This window comes from Teredinibacter waterburyi (assembly GCF_001922985.1).
Classification (GTDB): domain Bacteria; phylum Pseudomonadota; class Gammaproteobacteria; order Pseudomonadales; family Cellvibrionaceae; genus Teredinibacter; species Teredinibacter waterburyi.
The window spans coordinates 97,129-119,038 of sequence record NZ_MRUH01000103.1 but is presented as its reverse complement, the minus strand read 5'-3'; the positions used below and the strand labels follow the sequence as shown (position 1 = coordinate 119,038).

Sequence of the window (21,910 nt, the reverse complement as noted above, 5' to 3'; positions counted from 1 at the left end):
ATGCAAAGATCCGCCTTCAGCTTACTCGCTGGCCTTATTATCTGCACGCTTTGTGCCGAACCCAGTATAGCTGCCGACGATCAAGCCAAACTTGAGGCCGTGCGCAAAGCCATCACCGAGCTTCGCCAGCAACTGGAATCAACCAAAGGCAGTCGCGACGAGCTGCGGCAATCCTTAGAAAACTCTGAAAAAGATATTGGTGAGCTCGCCAAAAAGGCCGAAAAGCTCCAGCAAGACTTACGCGAACGCCAACAAAAGCTCAATCAGTTGCGCGAAGAACGCGGCCAGTTACAACGCAATAAGAGCGGCCAACAACAACAGGTTGCCGAGCACATCAACACCGCCTATCGAATGGGCCAGCAAAGCAGTTTGCGAATGCTTCTAAACCAACAGGACCCAACCAATGTCGCTCGCAACCTAAAGTATTACGACTATTTAATGCGCGCCCGCGCCGAACGGATCAGTGAATACACAACCACGATCGGGCGCATTAACAGCATTGAGCCAGAAATATCCTTTCAAACCGAGCAACTGGAAAATAACCACAAACAGCTTACCGAACGCCAAAAACAACTGCGCTCCTCACAACTGCAACGGCGAGAAACTCTCAGTAAGCTACTAACCCGAATCGCCAACCAAGATGGCCAGCTTAAAAACCTCGATAAAGACCGCCAACAATTAGAACAACTACTGAATCAAGTTAGCCAGCTGTTAGGCGATATTAGTTTGCCGGAAAATAGCGCGTCCTTCGCGTCACTCAAAGGAAAACTTCCTTGGCCCACCGATGGTAGAGTGTTGCGCAACTACGGCACGCCAAGAGTGTCAGACAAGATGCGCTGGCAAGGTTTGCTTATCGGTGGCAACGAAGGTAGCCCGGTGCGCGCGGTTCATCATGGGCGCATTGTGTTCAGCGATTACCTTCGCGGTCAGGGTTTATTGCTTATTATCGATCACGGCGCAGGCTATCTAACCCTCTACGCTCACAATCAGGCACTATACAAAGAACTCGGCGAATGGGTGGAAGCAGGCGAACTCGTCGCTGCACTCGGCAATAGCGGAGGCCAGCAAACCGCCGCCCTATATTTCGAGCTGCGCCACAATGGCGAACCAACCAATCCAAAGCGATGGTTTAAACGCCCCGCTTAAACAAAAATAACGAGTTTTACCTTCAGCTCATTAAGATTATTCAATAGGAGATTGCACGCGTGCCTTTCTTGCCCCATGTAGAAAACCCATTAAAACACGTACAGCTAACACTCGCGGCATTCCTATTTGGCGTCACACTAAGCGCCACGCCAAGCGCTTATGCGGCACAAGACTCGGTGTTGGCCGACGCAGGGACGAACCCATCAAGCAGTGCTGAATCCGATCAAGACAGTCTAGAAATAGGCGTTCTGCCGCTTGAAGACCTGCGCATGTTCACCAAAACCTACGATCATATTCGCCGCGCCTACATCGACGAAATCGATGACCGCACACTGCTGGAATATGCCATTAAAGGCATGCTCGGCGAGCTTGATCCGCACTCCGCGTTTCTCGACGCCTCCTCGTTTGGAGACCTACAGGTCCATACCACGGGGGAGTTTGGCGGCTTGGGTATCGAAGTCGGCATGGAAAATGGTTTTATTAAGGTGGTATCCCCTATCGATGACACACCGGCAGCTCGCGCAGGCGTGGAGTCTGGCGATTTAATTATCAAACTCGACGACACCCAAGTTAAAGGCCTAGGCCTAGACGAAGCCGTTGAGATGATGCGTGGCCCCAAGGGCAGCGACATTATCCTTACAATCGTCCGCGAAGGTATTGATCAACCATTTGAATTAACCCTAACACGCGACATTATTAAAGTACGCAGCGTACGTTCGAAAGTTATCGACGACCAATTTGGCTACCTGCGTATCGCCCAGTTCCAAATAAACACTGGGAAAGATACTGAAGATGCCCTGCGTAAACTTCTGACTAACAATCCGGACCTGCGAGGCATAATTCTCGACTTGCGCAACAATCCCGGCGGTGTGCTTAACGCTTCTGTCGATGTTGCCGATATTTTCCTTGATGGCGGATTAGTGGTGTATACCGAGGGTCGTTTAGCCGAATCAAACACCAAGTTCTTTGCCAACCCTGGCGATACTGCTCAGGGCCTGCCCCTTGTTGTTCTCATTAACGACGGCTCGGCCTCCGCTTCCGAAATTGTCGCCGGAGCCTTACAAGATCAACGCCGCGGTTTGGTTGTTGGTACCCGCAGCTTCGGCAAGGGCTCAGTGCAAACCGTCATCCCCATCAGCGACGATCGCGCCGTAAAGCTTACCACTGCGCTTTACTACACCCCCGAAGGCCGCTCTATTCAAGCACAGGGAATTGAACCCGACATTCTGGTTGAGCGAGTACGCGTAACGGCCGTAAAACCTCGAATCGCGGTTAAAGAAGCCGACCTCAGTGGCCATTTAAAAAATACCAAAGGTGGCGAAGAGGTAAAAGCGAAAGCCGACGCCGTTGAGACCGATCTTCACAACGAAGATAGCCAACTATATGAAGCGTTAAATATTTTGCGCGGTATTGACCTACAGCGCAGCGCGGAAAAAGCTAGAAAGGCAGCAACACTCAAAGCCGGCGCCGCGGCTACAGAACAAGACTCCACCCAGAGCAGCGCCAGTCAGACCGAGGACGCCGAGGACGCCGAGGACGCCGAGGGCAAGAATGCCAAGTAGATATGCCCAGGGGAAATATCGTCACCTCGGCCTGCGCGGACTGACTTGGGCCTTTCTTGCGCTGCTATCGAACACAGGGCTTGGCACGCCCTTGGTTATGCTCCACCCCTTCGACATACACGAGCACACGACGCACGACATCGATGCGGGGGGTGCCTACCCTGATATTGATGCTAAAGCGTTGGAGACGAGGGACAAGGCCGAGTTCGGATCGCGAACCGCGCGTATCGCGATCATTATTGATGACTTGGGCTATCAATGGGAGCGCGACCAGAAAATAGTAGAGCTTAGCTACCCTCTTACACTCGCCATCATCCCCTTCACCCCCTACGGCAAGCGTCTTGCGGCTCTAGGCCATAGCCGCAATCATGAAATCATGCTGCACGCGCCAATGGAAACACTTGGCGCCACCACTTGGGAAGATGGGCTGACTAGTCGTATGTCGCAGCAGGAAATGCTGACAATGAGCGCCAAGATGTTAGCCGACATCCCCTATATAAAAGGCGTCAACAATCATGGCGGCAGCAAGCTCACCCAAACTCAACCCCATATGGATTGGCTAATGACGCTGCTGAGCGAGCAGGAGTTGTTTTTTATCGACAGTCGCACCTCCGCCGCTAGCGTGGCTCTAGCCACCGCAAAATCCCACGGGGTCGCGACCGCTAAACGCGATGTATTTTTAGACAACCAGCGGGACGTCAGTGCAATTGAACAGCAATTAGTAAAACTAGAGATGATCGCACGCAAACGTGGAATCGCCGTCGGCATTGGCCACCCTTACCCAGAAACTCTCGCGGCCCTGCAATCCACACTGCCACAATTAGAACGTGCAGGTATCGAATTGGTCTATGTATCTGAGCTGTTATTCCCCAACCTTAGGACAGTAAATGCCTTACCCCATCAGAGCTTATCCCCCGCCATTTCCGAGGAAGACATACAGGACAATATGCCGTCCAAACTGTGATATATCTCTCACTAAGCGACGGATATGCGTGCTTGTATTCACACTCTGCCTATAATCAAAACCATGTGTTCAACTAATAATCAGTTGACACCTATATTTACATAACTGATCATTTCGTTTTTGCGTCAAATCGCGACAGTGCTGCCCCCCTCAAAAAGGGCTGCTAGCTGCTGGTTTTAGAGCTCAGCAAAGAAGCACTTAACCGCCCCAACACCAATGGGCGGTATTATTACTAACAAGGAATGAGTTAACTACGGAGACGAGCATTATGAACAGAACAGGTGAAGACGGTAACCTTCCAAACCGCTCAAAGCGATTCTTCCAAAAAGGCGAATACTGGTATTACACCACTCGCGAGGGCGTTGATATTGGGCCATTCGATACGGCCCACGAAGCGGAGCTTGGTGTGAGTGATTTTATCGATTTTATCATCCACGCCGAACCCGCCGTGGCCGAGACATTAGCGCGATATGCAGGTAAAGCGGCTTAGGCGGTTATCGCTAGAAGCTTGCAAATTCAAAGCCGAGTCCATTCGCACAAAAATGGGGTGAACTACATAAGTAGTTCGAACCTGTACGATGTGTTCAGCGCAACCTCATGTAACTAGATTCACGCGCCCAAACGGGATCTGCGAATAGGTTTAGTTACGTGAGGCTCCTCTTCAGAACAACCGTCCCCGTAACCTAACGTCCTCTCGGTACCTCGCCTCGCGCTAACCGACTAGAGTCGCACCTCAATTCCCTGATCGCGTAAAAACTGCTTTGCTTGCGGCACCGTGTATTCACCAAAGTGAAAAATGCTGGCCGCCAAAACCGCATCCGCCGCACCTTTAATCACACCATCGGCTAGATGCTGTAAGTTACCAACACCGCCAGAGGCGATCACAGGCACGCGCACGGCATCGCTAATTGCGCGAGTCACACCTAAGTCGAAGCCATCCTTAGTTCCATCTTTATCCATACTGGTCAAAAGTATTTCACCGGCGCCGTATTCGGCCATACGCACCGCCCACTCAACCGCATCAATACCCGTGGGTTTGCGACCGCCGTGAGTGAAAATTTCCCAACGAGGCGTTTCGCCTTCGGCGCTAACACGTTTCGCGTCGATTGCGACCACAATGCACTGCGCACCAAAACGGTCGGAAGCCGCTTTCACAAATTCGGGGTTATAAACTGCAGCGGAATTAATACTGACCTTATCGGCGCCAGCATTTAACATTTTGCGAATATCGCTAAGCTCGCGAATACCGCCACCGACCGTAAGCGGAATAAACACTTCTGCGGCAATTTTTTCCACCGTGTGAACCGTGGTGTCACGATCTTCGTGGCTGGCAGTAATATCGAGAAAGGTTATCTCGTCCGCGCCCTGTTCGTTGTATTTCTTAGCCACTTCAACCGGGTCACCGGCGTCGCGAATATCGACGAATTGAACGCCTTTTACGACGCGGCCTTTATCGACATCCAAACAGGGGATAATGCGTTTTGCTAGCGCCATAATTAGCTCCCCTGCTGATCGCAGTAGTCTTGCGCTTCTTTGATATCAAGCGAACCTTCGTATATTGCACGGCCAGTAATCGCACCGAGAATACCCTGACTCGCCACAGCGGCGAGGCCGCGGATATCATCCATATTGGTAATGCCGCCAGAGGCAATTACGGGGATTGGCGAAGCCTTGGCCATCGCCAATGTAGCTTCTATATTGACCCCTTGCATCATGCCGTCGCGGGCAATATCCGTATACACAATCGAGCTAACACCATCGCTGGCAAATTGCTTGGCTAAATCAGTCGCCTTCACACTAGAAACCTCAGCCCAACCATCGGTTGCCACATAGCCATCTTTAGCGTCGAGGCCAACAATAATATGGCCGGGGAAGTCACGGCATACCTTGCCAACAAATTCGGGTTCTTTTACCGCTTTGGTGCCGATAATCACGTAGTTAACACCAGCATCCAGATAGTGCTGAATGGTGTCGCCGTCGCGAATACCACCGCCGATTTGAATCGGTAATTTGGGGAAGGCTTTAGCGATGGCGGTAACCACATCACCATTAACCGGTTTACCCGCGAAAGCACCGTTAAGGTCGACAAGGTGGAGGCGCCGAGCACCCTTATCTACCCACTGTTTAGCGAAGGCAACAGGGTCGTCGCCAAACACTGTGCTGTCATCCATTAAGCCTTGACGTAAACGTACGCACTGGCCGTCTTTTAAATCGATTGCGGGAATTATGATCATTTGCCGTTCCAGTTTAAAAAGTTTTCAAGCAGCTGCAGGCCATTGTCGTGGCTCTTTTCCGGGTGAAACTGCACTGCGAAGATGTTGTTGTGAGCAATGGCGGCGGCAAACTCAATTCCGTAGTGAGTGCGACCGGCGATAATGTCTTTATTTTCTGGCTCAACAAAGTAGCTGTGGACGAAATAAAAACGCCCGTTATTGTCAATGTTATGCCAGAGTGGGTGCGCCAGAACCTGTTCTACTTGGTTCCACCCCATGTGGGGTACTTTTAAACGTTCGCCGGAGCTAGAGCCTTCGTCGTGCGCTTGATTGAACTTGGCATTACCCGCAAAAAAGTTTACTCGGCCAGGAAAGAAGTCCAGACAATCGGCACCGCCATTTTCCTCCGAAAAGCTCATCATGGCCTGCATACCCACGCAGATACCAAGCAACGGTTTGCCGGAATTAATCACATCTTTTACCACGCGATCAAAACCGAGACGTCGAATTTCGGCCACACAATCCCGAATCGCGCCAACTCCCGGCAGGATTACGTGGTCGGCACTGGCAATGATGTTTGGGTCGTCGGTAACAGACACTTTTATGTCCGGCGCGACCTTCTTAAGGGCGCTAGCAACGGAATGGAGGTTGCCCATACCGTAGTCGATTACTGCTATGTGTTTGCAATTCATGTTGTGTATCTGGTTGCTGGTGGTGGCTGATAGGCGGTTCCGATAACACCCCTAGCGAGCGCTCAACAGGTTGATCGGTGGACCTCGTCTTAGAAAACCTTCACGGCAAACCATGACAGGGTGCCGCGAACGGGGCTCTTCACTGCGGAATTAAAGCGTACCCTTGGTAGACGGCATAACATCACCCATGCGGGGGTCTGTTTCCAACGCCATACGCAAAGCTCGGCCAAATGCCTTATAAACCGTTTCGATCTGGTGATGGGCATTAGCACCGCGCAAACAATCGATATGCAGTGTTACCTGAGCGTGGTTCACAAAGCCGTGGAAGAATTCGCTAAACAGCTCTGTATCAAACTTACCGATTCGCTTTTGGGTGAAAGGAATATTCATAATCAAACCCGCACGGCCAGAGAAGTCGATCACCACCCGTGACAAGGCTTCATCGAGGGGTACGTAGGCGTGGCCGTAACGGCGAATACCGCGCTTGCTACCCACGGCCTTATTTATCGCTTGGCCCAGAGTGATGCCAATATCTTCCACCGTATGGTGGTCGTCGATATGAATATCACCCTTACAGCTGATATCGAGATCGATAAGACCGTGGCGTGCGATCTGATCCATCATATGTTCGAGGAAGGGAACACCTGTATCGAACGAGGATTTACCAGTGCCATCCAAATTCACGGCAACGGAGATTTTGGTTTCCAGCGTATCGCGGCTAACCGCGGCTGTTCTATCTGTCATGCGAAAATCGCCTAGGGGGTTATTCAAGCGGCGAATTATAGCGTTTTGCGTGCAGTTAGAGCCAGCCTCGTTTTTTCTTTACTCAGAGTCAAATCGCACCACACTGGATCACATGGAAGTTTTCGCCCCATTTCAGCACACCACCATTTCAACTCAGCCATTGCCGCCTCCCTCACGACTTAAAGACGCACTGCCCCGCAGATGAACAATAATAAGCCCGAGTTCCCCATAACCACGCCCGTTCGACCCGAGATAAACGAAAATAGTGTCTCCAGCAAAGACACGGCCTTGGTGAATGGCACAGCAATTGCTCTATTCTCTTTAAGAGGATTCAATGACCGCACGTTATTGAGCACACTCCGAATTTAGGTTTATCATGCAGCATCAATAGACAGCTAGGGTTCCGATTACCTTCAACAGGTAATGACTGGTCCGAGAGCTGTCGACCTTGCAACGCTTTTTGTCGATCTGCCGTCTCTACGGCCTTTCATGAAGAGCCCCAAGGTTACACGGCGGGATAAAAGCCCGGGAGGTTAATGACATTCGGTGTCATTGCATCCTCTCTATTTTTTATTCGTTAGTGCAACCCTGGAGGTGAAGCATGTACAAGACTTTATTGAAAAGCGTTTCCCTGTTGCTAGCCGCAACACTTCTGTTCGCTTGTTCCAAAAAAGCGCCGGAACAGCCCACCCTAACCGCAGAACCAACCGTTACTGCAGCACCTGCAAAATTCAAAGTATGCTGGTCGATTTACGTCGGCTGGATGCCTTGGGACTTTGGCGCCCAAGAAGGCATCGTTAAAAAGTGGGCCGATAAATACGGTATCGAAATCGAAGTTACCCAAATTAACGACTACATCGAGTCGATTAATCAATATACCGCAGGCGCTTATGACGGCTGCACCATGACCAACATGGACGCACTCACCATTCCTGCGGCTGGCGGTGTCGATTCAACCGCACTGATTGTTGGCGATTTCTCGAATGGTAACGACGGCGTTGTTCTAAAAGAAAAATCCGAGCTCGCCGATATCAAAGGTCAAACCGTCAACCTAGTTGAGCTAAGTGTTTCCCACTACCTATTGGCGCGAGCACTCGACTCGATTGGCATGTCGGAACAAGACGTTACCGTGGTCAACATTAGCGACGCAGACCTCGTTGCCGCCTACAGCACCTCCGATGTAACCTCGGTGGTAACTTGGAATCCGCTATTAAGCGAAATTACCGATATGCCCGGAGCAAATAAGGTATTCGACTCGGCTAATATTCCCGGCGAAATTATCGACTTAATGGTGGTCAACACCGAAACCCTAAAAGCCAACCCTGCATTTGGCAAAGCGCTTACCGGCGCTTGGTACGAAATCATGGCTACCATGAGTAAAAATGACGAAGCCGGCATGCAAGCGCGAACCTTTATGGGCGTCGCCTCCGGCACAGACCTCGCCGGTTTCGATTCGCAATTGGCTTCGACCAATATGTTTTACTCACCGCTTAACGCCGTAAACTTTACCTCTAGCGACCAACTCAAAACCACTATGCAGTATGTAGCGGAATTTTCGCTGAAACACGGTTTACTCGGTGAAGGCGCCACCGATGCTGGCTATATTGGTATCGAAACACCTGCGGGAATTTTTGGTAGCGAAAACAATGTAAAACTTCGCTTTGATCCGAGCTATATGAAAATGGCCGCGGACGGTGAGCTTTAAGTAAGCCGACTAATCAAGCTTTTAGCTGTGGCCGTATGGTCACGGCTATTAAGCCAAGCGGTCTAGCTCAAATCAATCACAGCAAACTACTTAGCCCAATACCCAACGACTTGATCGGATAAAACTGCACATGAAAAAACTGGTCAACCTACATCCGTCAAAACCACTCCGCTGGGTACTCGGCGCCTTGCCCTTTATTTTACTGATCGTTCTTTATATCGCCGCATCAGATGCGCGCCTCGCTGAAAACGCAGCAGACAAATTACTGCCATCGCTTAGCAGCATTGGAGAAGCGATTAAAAGAATGGCTTTTGAGCCGAATCAACGCTCCGGCGACTATCTCCTCTGGGTGGACACCTGGAGCAGCTTGCAACGATTATTCTTCGGCGTGTCTATTTCCGCAACCGTCGCACTTGTACTCGGCGTAAGCATGGGCGCATTACCACTCGCCCGCGCCAAATTTTCTCCGCTAGTGACCGCCATATCACTGGTTCCCCCCATGGCGATACTGCCCATTTTATTTATCGTATTTGGCTTGGGCGAAACCTCGAAAATCGTACTTATCGTAATTGGTATAACACCAACCATAACGCGCGAAATATTATTGCGCGTGCGGGAAATTCCGGACGAACAAATCATTAAAGCACAAACCCTCGGCGCCAATAGCTGGCAAGTAATTATCCGAGTTATTCTCCCGCAAATACTACCACGCCTTATAGATTCGGTGCGCTTAACGCTCGGCTCCGCTTGGTTATTCTTAATTGCTGCCGAAGCCATTTCCGCCACCGACGGTCTTGGCTATCGAATATTTTTGGTGCGCCGCTATCTCTCTATGGATGTGATTCTACCCTATGTACTCTGGATCACCCTGTTAGCCTTTGCGATAGATTTCTTGCTCCGCAAGGTATCTTTTTTCAGCTTTCCATGGTTCCACACACAACAAAAAGGGGCCGGCAATGACTAACAATAATACAACTAGCAGTGAAATCTCTAGCAGCCCAAATACGCCGTACATCGAGTTTAACCACCTTTGGAAAGAGTACGGCGATCAAGTTGTACTTGAGCAAATAAATAAACAAGTGAAGGTCGGCGAGTTCGTTACAATCGTCGGCGCCTCCGGCTGCGGAAAAACCACATTTTTAAATATGCTACTGGGCACCAACAGCCCGACGCGCGGATCAATATTGCTGGAGCAAACCCCCTTAGCGGACGAGCCAAATGCCAGCCGAGGAATCGTATTCCAACGCTATTCGGTATTCCCACATCTAACCGTATTGCAAAATGTAATGCTGGCGAAGGAGCTCGAACAAAGCCCTGTTCTCGCCCGCCTTTTTGGCAAAGCAAAACGCCAGGCACTTGATGAAGCAAAAGAAATGATTGACGCCGTTGGCTTGGCACACGCAGCCGACAAATATCCACACGAATTATCCGGCGGTATGCAGCAGCGACTAGCCTTGGCGCAGTCACTTATCAAACGGCCACAAATTTTATTGCTAGACGAACCCTTCGGCGCACTCGACCCCGGCATTCGTGCCGACATGCATCAACTCGTCACTAAACTATGTGCACAACACAAGCTCACGGTATTTATGATTACCCACGATATTAAAGAAGCCTTTACGCTCGGCACACGCCTTTGGGTATTCGACAAACTTCGCCACGACACTCAAGCACCAGGCGCCTACGGTGCACAAATTACTTACGATTTAAATATAGATCGCAACCGCGCTAGCGCCGAACAGCTAGCCGAGCACGAGGCGATACTGGCGGACACCTCTATCGCTAGTGCTGGATAGAAAACGTGACGGATTCCATACTAGAAATTAAACATTAGAAACACCTAAAATTTTCGGACGTTGCCACCATGAAATCAACCAGAGCATTACCTCTGTACCAATATGAACTACCGGCGGCCAGCCACTGGTCGTTAAAAATACGTCGCGGCCTCACCTTGAAGCTAACCGATCTCGAAGGCGGTGCTAACCTTGGCATGATGTTCTATAACCCAGAAATGTTAACCGAGCGCTACAACGCACCAGACACGCTAAAGTGCCAGCACACCTTTAAACTTACTCAAGGAAACTGTTTGTATTCCGATATGGGTCGGATTTTTTGTTCCATAGTGCAGGACGATTTCGGTTGGCACGATACGGTTTGCGGCAACAGCAACAAAAATAATATTGAAGAAAAGTGGGGCAAGCTTAATTATCAGGCAGCACACAATAATTGGCAGCAGAACGGCAACGACAGTTTTTTAGTTGAGCTCGCCAAATACGGCTTAAATGAACGCGACATGGGCGCCAACTTAAATTTTTTCTCTAAAGTAGGCGTCGATGCAGATGGCAACTTACATCTCGATACCGAAGCCGCTCGCGCGGGCGCATCTATTGAACTGCGTTTTGAAATGGACACCTTAGTGGTGATGCACAGCTGCCCGCACCCATTAAGTAAGGCGTCCGAATATCCACGCAAGCCGATCTTATGCGAACTGCTGCAAGCTGAGCCAGTACCCGCAGATGACCAATGTAAAAATGCTTGCAACGAAAACAAGCGTGGCTTCGCCAATAACGAACTCTACTATCTAGGCTCTAACCCATAGACCACGAACAACGCGTCTAGCGCAGCACAACGAACGTCTAGAGCAACAAAAGAGAACAGCTTCCATGATTAAAGAAAGTGCACTATCCACTCGCGATGCCATTGAATCTATCGTCGTGCCCGCTGGCGATTACTTGCTTAAAAAAATCAGCAAAGGCCAAACCCTACGGATAACAGATTCAGAGGGAAACCAAGCCGCCGACTGTTTGTTTTACAGTGTTAGCAATAGCGCAGAACGTTACAGCGCAATGGATACCATTCGCAGCCAAGGTAATGTGTATTTAACCGCGGGCACCACGCTAGTATCTAACTACGGCAACCCAATGCTAACCATTAGCGCCGATACATGTGGTCGACACGATACGCTCGGCGGAGCCTGTGCAACCGAGAGCAATACCGTTCGATACGCTTTAGATAAACGCTGCATGCACGCCTGCCGAGATAGCTGGATGCTCGCCGTGGCTGAAAATATCGACAGCGGTATTAGCAAAAGAGACATCACCCACAACATCAATTTTTTTATGAATGTTCCCGTGACTGAAGACGGTGGACTGACTTTCGAAGATGGTATTTCCGCACCGGGGAAATACGTAGAGCTCGAAGCGAAGATGGACGTATATTTTTTGCTTTCGAACTGTCCCCAGCTCAACAACCCCTGCAACGGCTACAATCCAACGCCTGTGAAAATCGACATTTGGTAGAGAACGTTTTCGTTATCTACAAACATTAACGTAATAACGCTGACCGGACGACCGGTACAGTAGCGAAATTAACGCGGGACGACCTGCCCCTGCATGGGTTAAACGATTCATGTTTACTAAAATATTAATCGCCAATCGCGGCGCTATTGCCACTCGAATTATTCGCACCCTAAAAGACATGGGGATAGAATCTATCGCGGTCTATAGCGAAGCCGATAGCGAGTCACTGCATGTCCGCAATGCCGACCATGCGTTTAGTCTTGGTACTGGCCCAGCAAGCGACACCTATTTGAATATCGACGCAATCATTGCTATTGCAAAACAATCTGGTGCTCAAGCTATTCACCCAGGCTACGGTTTTTTAAGCGAAAACGCGCAGTTTGTTTCTCGCTGTGAAAACGAAGGCCTTGTTTTTATTGGCCCTACCACCGAACAACTTACCGCCTTTGGCCTTAAGCACACCGCCCGTCAACTTGCCGAAGACAACAACATCCCGCTGTTAGCCGGCACAGGACTGCTGAGTTCACTTGAGCACGCACTTAGCCAAGCAGACGAAATTGGCTACCCAATTATGCTGAAAAGTACCGCCGGTGGCGGCGGCATTGGTATGCAGGTGTGTAACCACTCGAGTGACTTAGAACAAGCCTTTGCCAGTGTAAAACGCTTAAGCGCAAACAACTTTTCGAATGACGGTTTGTTTATCGAAAAGTACATTGAGTACGCTCGCCATATTGAGGTGCAAGTGTTCGGCGATGGTAACGGCCAAGCGGTAAGTTTTGGCGAACGCGACTGCTCCGCGCAGCGTCGCCACCAAAAAGTTATCGAAGAAACACCCGCACCCAACATCCCCGACGAAACACGCTGTGAGTTACGCCAAGCGGCAACGCGATTAGTATCGGCCGTTAATTACCTTAACGCTGGCACAGTGGAATTTATCTACGACCAGAAGACTCACGAATTTTATTTTCTCGAAGTCAATACGCGTTTACAGGTTGAGCACGGTGTTACAGAACAACTCTACTCGGTGGATTTAGTCGAGTGGATGATAAAGCAAGCCGCTAGCGAGCTCGGCGACATTGTCCAATTACGCGAGCAACTGACGGCTTCCGGACACGCTATTCAAGTTCGTTTATATGCGGAAAATCCACACCGAAACTTTCAACCTAGTGCAGGGGTATTATCATACGTTGAATTCCCGTCCACACAGGAAAATACCAGAATTGACCATTGGATCGAAAGCGGAATAGAGGTGTCGTCGTTTTTCGACCCAATGCTCGCAAAAATTATTGTCTGGAGCGACACACGAGAAAGCGCTCTGCTCCTACTTCAAGAAAAAATTGCTGCGACAAAAGTTCAGGGCATCGAAACCAACCTACATTATCTCGCCGAAGTTTTAAAATCGGCACCGATGGCCGCCGGAAATATCTATACCCGCTACCTCAACAGTTTTAACTTTATTCCGAACAGCATCGATGTGTTAGCCGGTGGAACCATGACCACCATTCAGGATTACCCAGGCCGTACCGGACATTGGGATGTCGGTGTACCGCCATCGGGGCCCTTCGACAATCAGCATTTCCGTCTTGCCAATCGCCTGCTCGGCAACGCCGTAAATGCGGCAGGTTTGGAAATAACTCTGCAAGGCCCGAAACTACAATTTAATTGCCCAACATTTTTTGTGTTAACCGGCGCAGATTTCAATACCACCCTAGACGGTAAAGAGATTCGATTTAACCGAGTCTACCAAGCAAGTGCTGGCGACATTTTACAAATTGGCAAACCTCAAACTGGCGCACGCGCTTATTTAGCTATTGCGGGTGGGATCGATGGCAATGATTACCTGGGATCGAAATCAACCTTTACCCTCGGCCAGTTTGGTGGTTTTAGCGGCCGTGCACTGCGAACTGGAGATGTAATTAATCTTCCCGCAGCAAAAAAAGAATACAGCCCGTTTTCTCCCAACACGAAATTCACGACTAATTTCAACCAAACTAGCGGTAATGATAACAGCCATTGGCAGCTGCGAGTCATCTACGGCCCCCACGGCGCACCAGATTTTTTTACTGAAAAAGATATTGAAATGTTTTTTTCAAACCGCTGGGAAGTTCACTACAACTCAAGCCGTACCGGCGTTCGTTTAATTGGCCCCAAACCCGAGTGGGCGCGCAGTAACGGGGGCGAGGCGGGAATGCACCCGTCCAATATTCACGACAATGCCTACGCGATTGGTACCGTAGATTTCACCGGCGACATGCCGGTAATACTTGGCCCAGACGGCCCCTCGCTTGGCGGATTTGTTTGCCCGGCAACCGTCATTACCGCAGACTTATGGAAGCTCGGCCAGTTAAAAGCTGGCGATAAAATCGAATTCATTCCCGTCGAAATCGCTACCGCAGAAGCGCTCGAAAACCATCAAACAGAATACCTAAGTCAGTTAAGGTCGGTACCCGAGCCCAACTACCTTCCGGTCAAGCCGCTCATGTCTTCGCCAATTATCAAGCGCTACCGTATTGGTACAGAGCAGCTGGAAGTAGTTTGCCGAGTGGCTGGTGACAAATTTTTATTAGTGGAGTACGGGCCACAAGAACTCGACCTCGCGGTTCGATTCCGTGTTCACGCGTTAATGACAGAACTAAAAGCACGCGACTTGTCCGCGATACTCGAGCTAACCCCAGGCATTCGCTCACTTCAAATTCATTACAATAATCTCGAACTTCCCTTAACTGAACTGCTCATTTTACTTGAAGAGCTCGAAGCGACCCTAGACGCACAAACCGCAACTGAGATTCCTGCCAGAATTGTTCATATCCCGATAAGCTGGGATGACGAAGCCTGTAAGCTGGCTATTCAAAAGTACATGCAATCCGTACGCAAAGATGCCCCGTGGTGCCCCGACAATATAGAATTTATTCGGCGTATAAATGGCCTTGATGATATCGCGGATGTTAAGAAAATCGTGTTTGATGCAAGCTATGTGGTGATGGGGCTTGGCGATGTTTATTTAGGTGCGCCGGTGGCAACGCCGCTCGACCCACGTCACCGCTTAGTTACTACAAAATACAACCCAGCACGCACGTGGACTGCAGAAAACTCTGTCGGTATAGGCGGAGCCTACCTTTGTGTATATGGCATGGAAGGCCCTGGTGGCTACCAGTTTATTGGCCGAACTTTACAAATGTGGAATAAATATCGCCGTACACGTGAATTTACCAAACCCTGGCTGCTACGGTTTTTCGACCAGATACGTTTTTACGAAGTCAGCGCAGAAGAACTGCAAGATATTCGCAAAAAGTTTCCCTTGGGAGACTACCCATTAAAAATTGAGGACACGCGTTTTAATCTAGCAGAATACCAACAGTTTTTAACCGACAATAAACACGACATCGAAAGCTTTACCAAAAGCCGCAACGCCGCATTTGATCAAGAACTAGAACGCTGGATTGAATCTGGTCAAATCAATTTTGACAGCCAAGTTGCCAACACTGGCAACCAAGAAGAAACACTGCTGGACGAACACAGCACGGCGGTTGAGTCGCCCGTAGCCGGCAGTATTTGGCAGTGGCAAGTCGCCGCTGGTGATAGCGTTATTGAAGGCCAAGTCATTTGTATTTTGGAGTCGATGAAAATGGAGATCGATATTACCGCCCCTTGTAATGGAGTATTAACATCGATTATTCGCGATCAGGGCGATCAGCTACACGCAGGTCAAATGTTGGGGGTTGTTCGTCATGGGTAAAAGAGTCTCACTGAATTTAGATAAAATCGACCTTAGTATCAAAGGCTTAGCAGCACATTATTGCAACGGCGATTTTACGCCGCCGGATTTACTTTATGCGCTACGTGAAAAAGCACTGCAACACGCTGACAACCCTATTTGGATTCATCTGCTGTCAGAAACCGAGCTAGGCCAACAACTAAACGAATTTGCTGAGCGCGAACAGCAAGCCGCCAGCGAGGGTAGATCCCTACCGCTTTACGGCGTTCCCTTTGCGATTAAAGATAATATTGATTTAGTCGGTATCGAAACCACTGCGGCCTGCGAAGCCTATCGCTATCTACCCACACAAAATGCGTTTGTTGTAGAACAACTTATTCAGGCTGGCGCTATTCCTCTTGGCAAAACCAATATGGATCAGTTTGCCACAGGCCTAGTCGGTGTGCGCTCCCCTTGGGGCGCTTGTAGAAACGCGCTGAATCCAGAATTTATTTCCGGCGGCTCAAGTTCTGGTTCGGCCGTGGCGGTAGCACTTAATTTAGTGACGTTTTCTCTCGGTACCGATACAGCAGGCTCTGGGCGTGTGCCCGCATCTCTCAATAATATTATCGGGCTTAAACCTAGCCGCGGTTTACTCAGCGCTCGTGGTGTTGTTCCCGCCTGTAAGAGTTTAGACTGCGTGAGTATTTTTGCGCAATCCATCGCCGATGCTAATAGTGTCTTCGATTGTGGAGCCGTGTTTGATCCTCTCGACGGCTACGCTCGCAACAATTCCTATAACAACAGTAAGCGTTATTTTAATCTGCCACAAAAAAGTCTTACGCTCGGCATTCCTTCCGCCAAAGATTTACATTTTTTTGGTAGTGCCGAAGCGGAAAAACTTTTTCAACAAACGCTTGATCAGCTCCGCGCGGCCGGTTTTAACCTTGTTGAAATTGACCTAGCGCCTTTTCTCGACGCGGCAAAACTTCTATATCAAGGCCCCTGGGTATCCGAGCGTTATGCCGCAATTGAAAACCTAATCGAGCAACAACCCAACGCTCTGCTGCCAACCATTCACACCATTATCAGTGGCGGCGCTACGCCTAGTGCTGTCGATGCATTTAAAGCACAATATAAATTAACCGAACTAAAACAATTGGCGCTAGCTGAACTCGCCAAGGTCGATGCGATTATCACACCCACCAACCCGCGGGCGTATACAATTGCAGAGGTTGAACAAAACCCGATTCAACTTAATGCCAATCTCGGCTATTACACTAACTTTATGAACCTTTTGGATTGTGCAGGCTTGGCAATTCCCTGTGGCTTTTATAGTAATGGCGTAGGCTTTGGTATCACCCTGTTTCATGTCGCGATGCAAGATAAAATACTGCTGTCTGCCGGCGCTGCAATTCAACGCACAATCACCCCGTCCGTGCAGGCTCATCTCGACGTGTCGGCACTTGCAGCTACACCCACACCTAGCAACACTGTTGAAGTTGTCGTTTGTGGTGCACATTTAGATGGTTTGCCACTTAACTGGCAGTTAAAAGAACGCGGCGGAAAACTCCAACAACTGACGCATACCAGCGAGCACTACCAATTTTATTCGCTCAAAGGCGGGGCGGTAAAACGTCCAGCGCTGGTTCGCTGTGCTAATGATGAAAATAGCCGGGAAAACGGCGGCGTAGCGATTGAAGTGGAAGTTTGGTCGTTACCAAGCGAAAACTTTGGTTCGTTTGTTAATGAAATTCCAGCACCACTGGGGATAGGTAAAGTTGAGCTGGCCGACGGCCGCTGGCTTACCGGATTTATCTGCGATCACTGGGGACTTTTAGGTGCAACCGATATTAGTCCGCATGGCTCCTGGCGTAATTACTTAGCCTTTGATCCCCCGTTATAGGTCACACTATTAGGCATCCTACCGCTAACCGAGCTGGGGCTAGCGGATACGGGGCCAACAGCTTGGCTCGATGCTGAACGCTAGGCGCCGGACCGTTAAACGGCTAGATTTAGATATTAATACACGAGTCCCAGCGTGATTTTTGATAGTATTTCACCCTCTGTATAAGTTCACCCAACACAAAGGTGGCGGCGCAACAGCTACAAGGGTACACATCCATGGCTTCTCACAAACGCTCCCTCTGGTCTAGCGACTGGTTTCAAGCGCTAGTTATCTCCATAGGCCTTCTGCTTTTATCAAAAACGGCTCCACTTCAATCGCTTGAATTGGCCGCGTACGATTGGGGCCTACAAACCATGAGTCGTAGTGCCAACAGCGATATTGCAATCATTGCAATCGACAACAAAAGTATCGCTAACCTTGGCCGCTGGCCGTGGCCCCGCGAGCTCCAAGCACAACTGATAGACAAACTCGCGAACGCTGGAGCTAAAACGATTGTCGCTACTACTTTTTTGTTTGAGCCACAAACGGATCGCGGCCTAGCTGCGCTGCAACAACTTCGCCACGATTTACAAACGACGGGCATTGAAGTCAGCGCGCTCGATCAAATTAAAGATAATCTCGACACCGTCATCCAAACCTTAGATACCGACCAACAACTCGAAGCCAGTATCAGTACTGCCGGAAACGTTTTATTACCCATGCTGTTTCAATTGGGGCTCCCAGGCGGAAATCCCAACGCGCAACTACCTGATTTTGTTCGCAAGCAGACGGTTCCAATAAAGATTAGTAGCGCCCTTACCGCTGGCCGCGAAGTTATTCCGCCTTTTGCAAAAGGTGTAACATTACCTCTAAATAGATTCGGCCAGGCTGCCGCAGGTGTAGGCCACCTAAACAGCGTCGCCGATAGCGATGGTAAAATTCGCTCTGTGCCGCTCATTATTGACTACTTTGGCGCACACTACCCATCGCTTTCATTAGTCACCGCTGCGCATAGTTTGAATCTAAGCAGTGAAGATATCCTAATAGTGCCGGGTATGGGCATTGATCTGGGTGGGATACACATAGCAACAGATGCTTATCTGGCCGTTCACCCTTTCTTTTATCGATCTAACTATAATCCTACCGCATTTCAAGTCGACTCTTTTTACGATGCCTATGTCGGCAATTTATCTCTTGAAAAATACCGAAATAAAATCGTACTAATTGGTGCGTCGGCAGAAGGCGTCGGCACGACGCAACTCACGCCCATAGACGCTAACATGCCACCGGTTATCGCCTTAGCACATTCAATTTCCAGCATTTTAAACGGCGATCTTATCGCTTCTCCAAGTTGGGCTGTGTTTGTTAGCTTGGCGGCGTATATTTTAGCAGCGCTGTGCTTGATACTTTTAATCCCGAAGGTAACTGGACGTGCAAGCGTATTAATTACTCTCGCTGCGGTATTGTTGCTGTCATTCACTCAAGCTCAGTCGATGTCGCGCTTTAATCTTTGGCTGCCATTAGTGCTTCCCATTATTCTGTTAATTCTGGGCTATGTTTTTTTTACAGTTAAACGATTTTTTGCCACGGAACAGCAACAAGTTGTTTCAGAGCTTGAGCAGGACGCCAATAATCGCGCGCTCGGTTTGGCCTATCAGGGCCAAGGCCAGCTAGATTTAGCCTTCGATAAGTTTAGACGCTGTGTTAAAAATCAGGAGCTAGCCGAAGCCTTATATGGGTTGGGTTTGGACTTCGAACGTAAACGCCAGCATGCAAAAGCAGCCAACGTCTATAGTTACATCCATGCCTTTCAGCCTAACTTTAAAGATATTGAACAGCGCAAGGTCTCTTATAGTCATACCGGAGTCGGCTTAACTGGCGCCATTACAAGTGTCGATGGTAACGCCCAAACAATAGCGTCAGACTCGGCCAATCTCGCATTAGAGAACCCAACTTTTGGTCGCTACCGCATTATTAAAGAAATTGGCCGCGGCGGCATGGGGCTCGTTTACCTCGGCGAAGATCCTCGTATACATCGCACCGTTGCGATTAAAACATTAGAGCTAACCCGCGAATATGAAGGCACATCGCTTGAAGAGGCAAAGCTACGATTCTTCCGCGAAGCTGAAGCGGTAGGTAATTTAAATCATGTTCACATCATTACTATTTACGACGTCGGTGAAGAGCATGATCTAGCCTACATTGCGATGGAATATCTCACTGGCGATAACCTTCAAAAATATACCCATGCCGATAATTTATTAGCGCTCGAAAAGGTCATTAAAATCGGCATTGCCTGCGCGAGTGCGCTCAGTTATGCCCACACCGAGGGCGTCGTCCACCGCGATATAAAGCCTTCCAATATTATGTACGATGTTAGCAACGAAAAAACGACGGTTACCGACTTCGGTATCGCCAGAATCATGACTACCAGCGTCACGCAGACTGGCCTGATTATGGGCTCTCCAGGATATATGTCTCCCGAACAAATGAAGAGTTCCAAGCTTGATGGCCGTACCGACATTTATTCATTAGGCGTTACACTCTATCAACTGCTCTGCGGTCAGCAGCCATTCGTTACCGAAAATATAAACGCCTTTGCGTACCAGCTTATGAATGTCGATGCACCAGCGCTTACAGAACTAAACCCCGCGCTACCGGAAGATTTGTGCAAGGTGGTTCACAAGGCTATAGAGAAAGAACCCGAAAACCGCTTTCAAGATGCGGCTGAGTTGCTGGATGAACTTTCGAAAATTTTGATTAGGTTAAAAACGCAATCGTAATAGATGATTTTAACCTGTGGAATTACCTGCGTACTCATATGCCGATAATTGGGAATGTCTCAACACAAATACGCTAATGCCGTAGACCATTTAGCTATGGCAAACGAAACAAGGCGCTAACAATGTTAGCGCCTTGTTTCGTTAATAATATTGCAGTGTTAAGCGTAACTACGGTCTATTAGTTAATTGCACTTTTAACGTAACTAGTCACTTTCTGCCACCAAGTCTTTTTAACATCACCTGGGCTTAAATTCAGATCAAAAAACCCATCTGGAATATCACCAACAATAGGGGCAGCACCTTTCGTTTCTATCTGTACAAACTCACCGACCTGCACATCAACGGGGCCGTCCGGCGTCGCCACAAAAATAGTACCGTCTTTAACGGCCGCAGTTGTTCCAACCAAATCGCCACACCCGGAACCCTCACAAACTCTCACCGTATAATCGGTACCACGAATACCGAGGGTCGCGGTAGAGGTAATCAACTGGTAGGAATCGTCACGACCTTTGCCAACCTTGCCTGATTTGATACTCAAGGCACCTGCGATCAAATTTAATTTAGCGCTAAATTTTTCCATTAAACTTGGTTTGTATTGAAAAATCTCAACGGAAAAACTACTACTGGGACCAACCTTATACTGCGATTCATCCGCTAATGTCAGTTCGATACCACCAGACTCATTGGTAGTGAAATTATCTTTTTCTAGTACATCGATCTTGCCACTCAACTCTTGCTGCGTTTGCTCTCGGCGCAGCTTTACTTTGTCTGCCAATACGTTGGCGACACCAATGTAGTCCACTACCGGCTCTGGCACGGCAATAACTTCTGGTTCCGGCTCTGGAGTAGGTTCTGGCTCCGGCTCGACAACTTCGACAATTGGGCTATCAGGAAATACTAAAGCCTCGCCTGGATAGACTAAGTCGAGGCTTTTTCTGGAGAAACGGTCGGGATTTAAACTTACCACCTGTTCCAAAACCGGTAAAAGTGTTTTGTAGTCACCCTCAAACCCAGCGCTTCGTAAAATCCCGAGAATATGCTCCCCAGGCTTTATTTGATACTCTTGACTGGCATGCACAACGAATGAATTGAACGCTACGATCACACCCAGCGCTAAGGCTTTGCGTTTAAATTTAATAGATGGCATAGCAATTTCTTCCCGCGTGTTTTATTTATTCAGGCTAGTATAAAGCGTTCAGAACGATGTAGTACCCCAGCAG

At 49.1% G+C, this 21,910-nt stretch carries 17 protein-coding genes and 1 riboswitch; of the genes, 12 read left to right on the top strand and 5 right to left on the bottom strand.

Annotation, left to right across the window (positions count from 1 at the left end; translation table 11 throughout):
• The 4 genes from IDZ20_RS07465 to IDZ20_RS07450 all read left to right on the top strand — a co-directional run bounded on the left by IDZ20_RS07465 (position 1) and on the right by IDZ20_RS07450 (position 4,162).
• Positions 1-1,146, top strand: coding sequence for a murein hydrolase activator EnvC family protein (locus IDZ20_RS07465; RefSeq protein ID WP_245792187.1), 1,146 nt, complete (start codon positions 1-3; stop codon positions 1,144-1,146).
• 176 nt (positions 1,147-1,322) lie between these two features.
• On the top strand, positions 1,323-2,708 hold the full coding sequence (locus IDZ20_RS07460) for a S41 family peptidase (RefSeq protein WP_245792195.1): 1,386 nt from the start codon (positions 1,323-1,325) through the stop codon (positions 2,706-2,708).
• Entirely contained in the window at positions 2,698-3,672 is a 975-nt protein-coding gene (locus IDZ20_RS07455) for a divergent polysaccharide deacetylase family protein (RefSeq protein WP_188150794.1), read from the top strand. Before IDZ20_RS07460 ends, IDZ20_RS07455 begins: the two co-directional genes overlap by 11 nt.
• Positions 3,673-3,940: 268 nt before the next feature.
• A complete protein-coding gene (locus tag IDZ20_RS07450) occupies positions 3,941-4,162 on the top strand; it encodes a DUF6316 family protein (RefSeq protein ID WP_188150793.1) in 222 nt (73 codons plus the stop codon).
• A gap of 230 nt (positions 4,163-4,392) precedes the next feature.
• On the opposite strand, the gene hisF is transcribed toward IDZ20_RS07450, so the two are convergent.
• The 4 genes from hisF to hisB all read right to left on the bottom strand — a co-directional run bounded on the left by hisF (position 4,393) and on the right by hisB (position 7,321).
• A complete protein-coding gene (hisF, locus tag IDZ20_RS07445; protein WP_188150792.1) occupies positions 4,393-5,166 on the bottom strand; it encodes an imidazole glycerol phosphate synthase subunit HisF in 774 nt (257 codons plus the stop codon).
• Between the two features lie 2 nt (positions 5,167-5,168).
• Positions 5,169-5,906, bottom strand: coding sequence for a 1-(5-phosphoribosyl)-5-[(5-phosphoribosylamino)methylideneamino]imidazole-4-carboxamide isomerase (gene hisA / locus IDZ20_RS07440; RefSeq protein WP_188150791.1), 738 nt, complete (start codon positions 5,904-5,906; stop codon positions 5,169-5,171).
• On the bottom strand, positions 5,903-6,577 hold the full coding sequence (hisH, locus tag IDZ20_RS07435) for an imidazole glycerol phosphate synthase subunit HisH (protein WP_188150790.1): 675 nt from the start codon (positions 6,575-6,577) through the stop codon (positions 5,903-5,905). Before hisH ends, hisA begins: the two co-directional genes overlap by 4 nt.
• A gap of 150 nt (positions 6,578-6,727) precedes the next feature.
• Positions 6,728-7,321: an imidazoleglycerol-phosphate dehydratase HisB gene (gene hisB, locus IDZ20_RS07430; RefSeq protein ID WP_188150789.1), complete on the bottom strand. Its 594-nt coding sequence runs from the start codon at positions 7,319-7,321 to the stop codon at positions 6,728-6,730.
• Between the two features lie 384 nt (positions 7,322-7,705).
• Positions 7,706-7,855: riboswitch (guanidine-I (ykkC/yxkD leader) on the top strand.
• Between the two features lie 67 nt (positions 7,856-7,922).
• Between hisB and IDZ20_RS07425 the strand changes: the two genes are divergently transcribed.
• The 8 genes from IDZ20_RS07425 to IDZ20_RS07390 all read left to right on the top strand — a co-directional run bounded on the left by IDZ20_RS07425 (position 7,923) and on the right by IDZ20_RS07390 (position 20,690).
• The gene (locus tag IDZ20_RS07425; protein ID WP_188150788.1) at positions 7,923-9,026 is read left to right on the top strand and encodes a putative urea ABC transporter substrate-binding protein; all 1,104 of its coding nucleotides are present in this window, start codon (positions 7,923-7,925) and stop codon (positions 9,024-9,026) included.
• A gap of 130 nt (positions 9,027-9,156) precedes the next feature.
• Positions 9,157-9,990, top strand: a complete 834-nt coding sequence (locus IDZ20_RS07420; protein ID WP_188150787.1) for an ABC transporter permease — start codon at positions 9,157-9,159, stop codon at positions 9,988-9,990.
• Entirely contained in the window at positions 9,983-10,822 is an 840-nt protein-coding gene (locus IDZ20_RS07415; RefSeq protein WP_188150786.1) for an ABC transporter ATP-binding protein, read from the top strand. Before IDZ20_RS07420 ends, IDZ20_RS07415 begins: the two co-directional genes overlap by 8 nt.
• Positions 10,823-10,890: 68 nt before the next feature.
• Positions 10,891-11,625 (top strand): urea amidolyase associated protein UAAP1, encoded by a 735-nt coding sequence (locus tag IDZ20_RS07410; protein WP_188150785.1) that lies wholly within the window; start codon positions 10,891-10,893, stop codon positions 11,623-11,625.
• A 64-nt stretch (positions 11,626-11,689) separates the two neighbouring features.
• Complete coding sequence (locus tag IDZ20_RS07405) at positions 11,690-12,325, top strand: urea amidolyase associated protein UAAP2 (protein WP_188150784.1); 636 nt, start codon at positions 11,690-11,692, stop codon at positions 12,323-12,325.
• Positions 12,326-12,434: 109 nt separating this feature from the next.
• The gene (gene uca, locus IDZ20_RS07400) at positions 12,435-16,061 is read left to right on the top strand and encodes an urea carboxylase (protein ID WP_188150783.1); all 3,627 of its coding nucleotides are present in this window, start codon (positions 12,435-12,437) and stop codon (positions 16,059-16,061) included.
• Positions 16,054-17,925 (top strand): allophanate hydrolase, encoded by a 1,872-nt coding sequence (gene atzF / locus IDZ20_RS07395; protein ID WP_188150782.1) that lies wholly within the window; start codon positions 16,054-16,056, stop codon positions 17,923-17,925. The genes uca and atzF overlap by 8 nt, the downstream gene beginning before the upstream one ends.
• A gap of 218 nt (positions 17,926-18,143) precedes the next feature.
• The gene (locus IDZ20_RS07390) at positions 18,144-20,690 is read left to right on the top strand and encodes a CHASE2 domain-containing serine/threonine-protein kinase (protein WP_188150781.1); all 2,547 of its coding nucleotides are present in this window, start codon (positions 18,144-18,146) and stop codon (positions 20,688-20,690) included.
• Positions 20,691-20,868: 178 nt separating this feature from the next.
• Here the strand turns inward: IDZ20_RS07390 and IDZ20_RS07385 are convergent, their stop codons facing one another.
• Positions 20,869-21,837: a FecR domain-containing protein gene (locus IDZ20_RS07385; RefSeq protein ID WP_188150780.1), complete on the bottom strand. Its 969-nt coding sequence runs from the start codon at positions 21,835-21,837 to the stop codon at positions 20,869-20,871.
• Positions 21,838-21,910 lie beyond the last annotated feature (73 nt).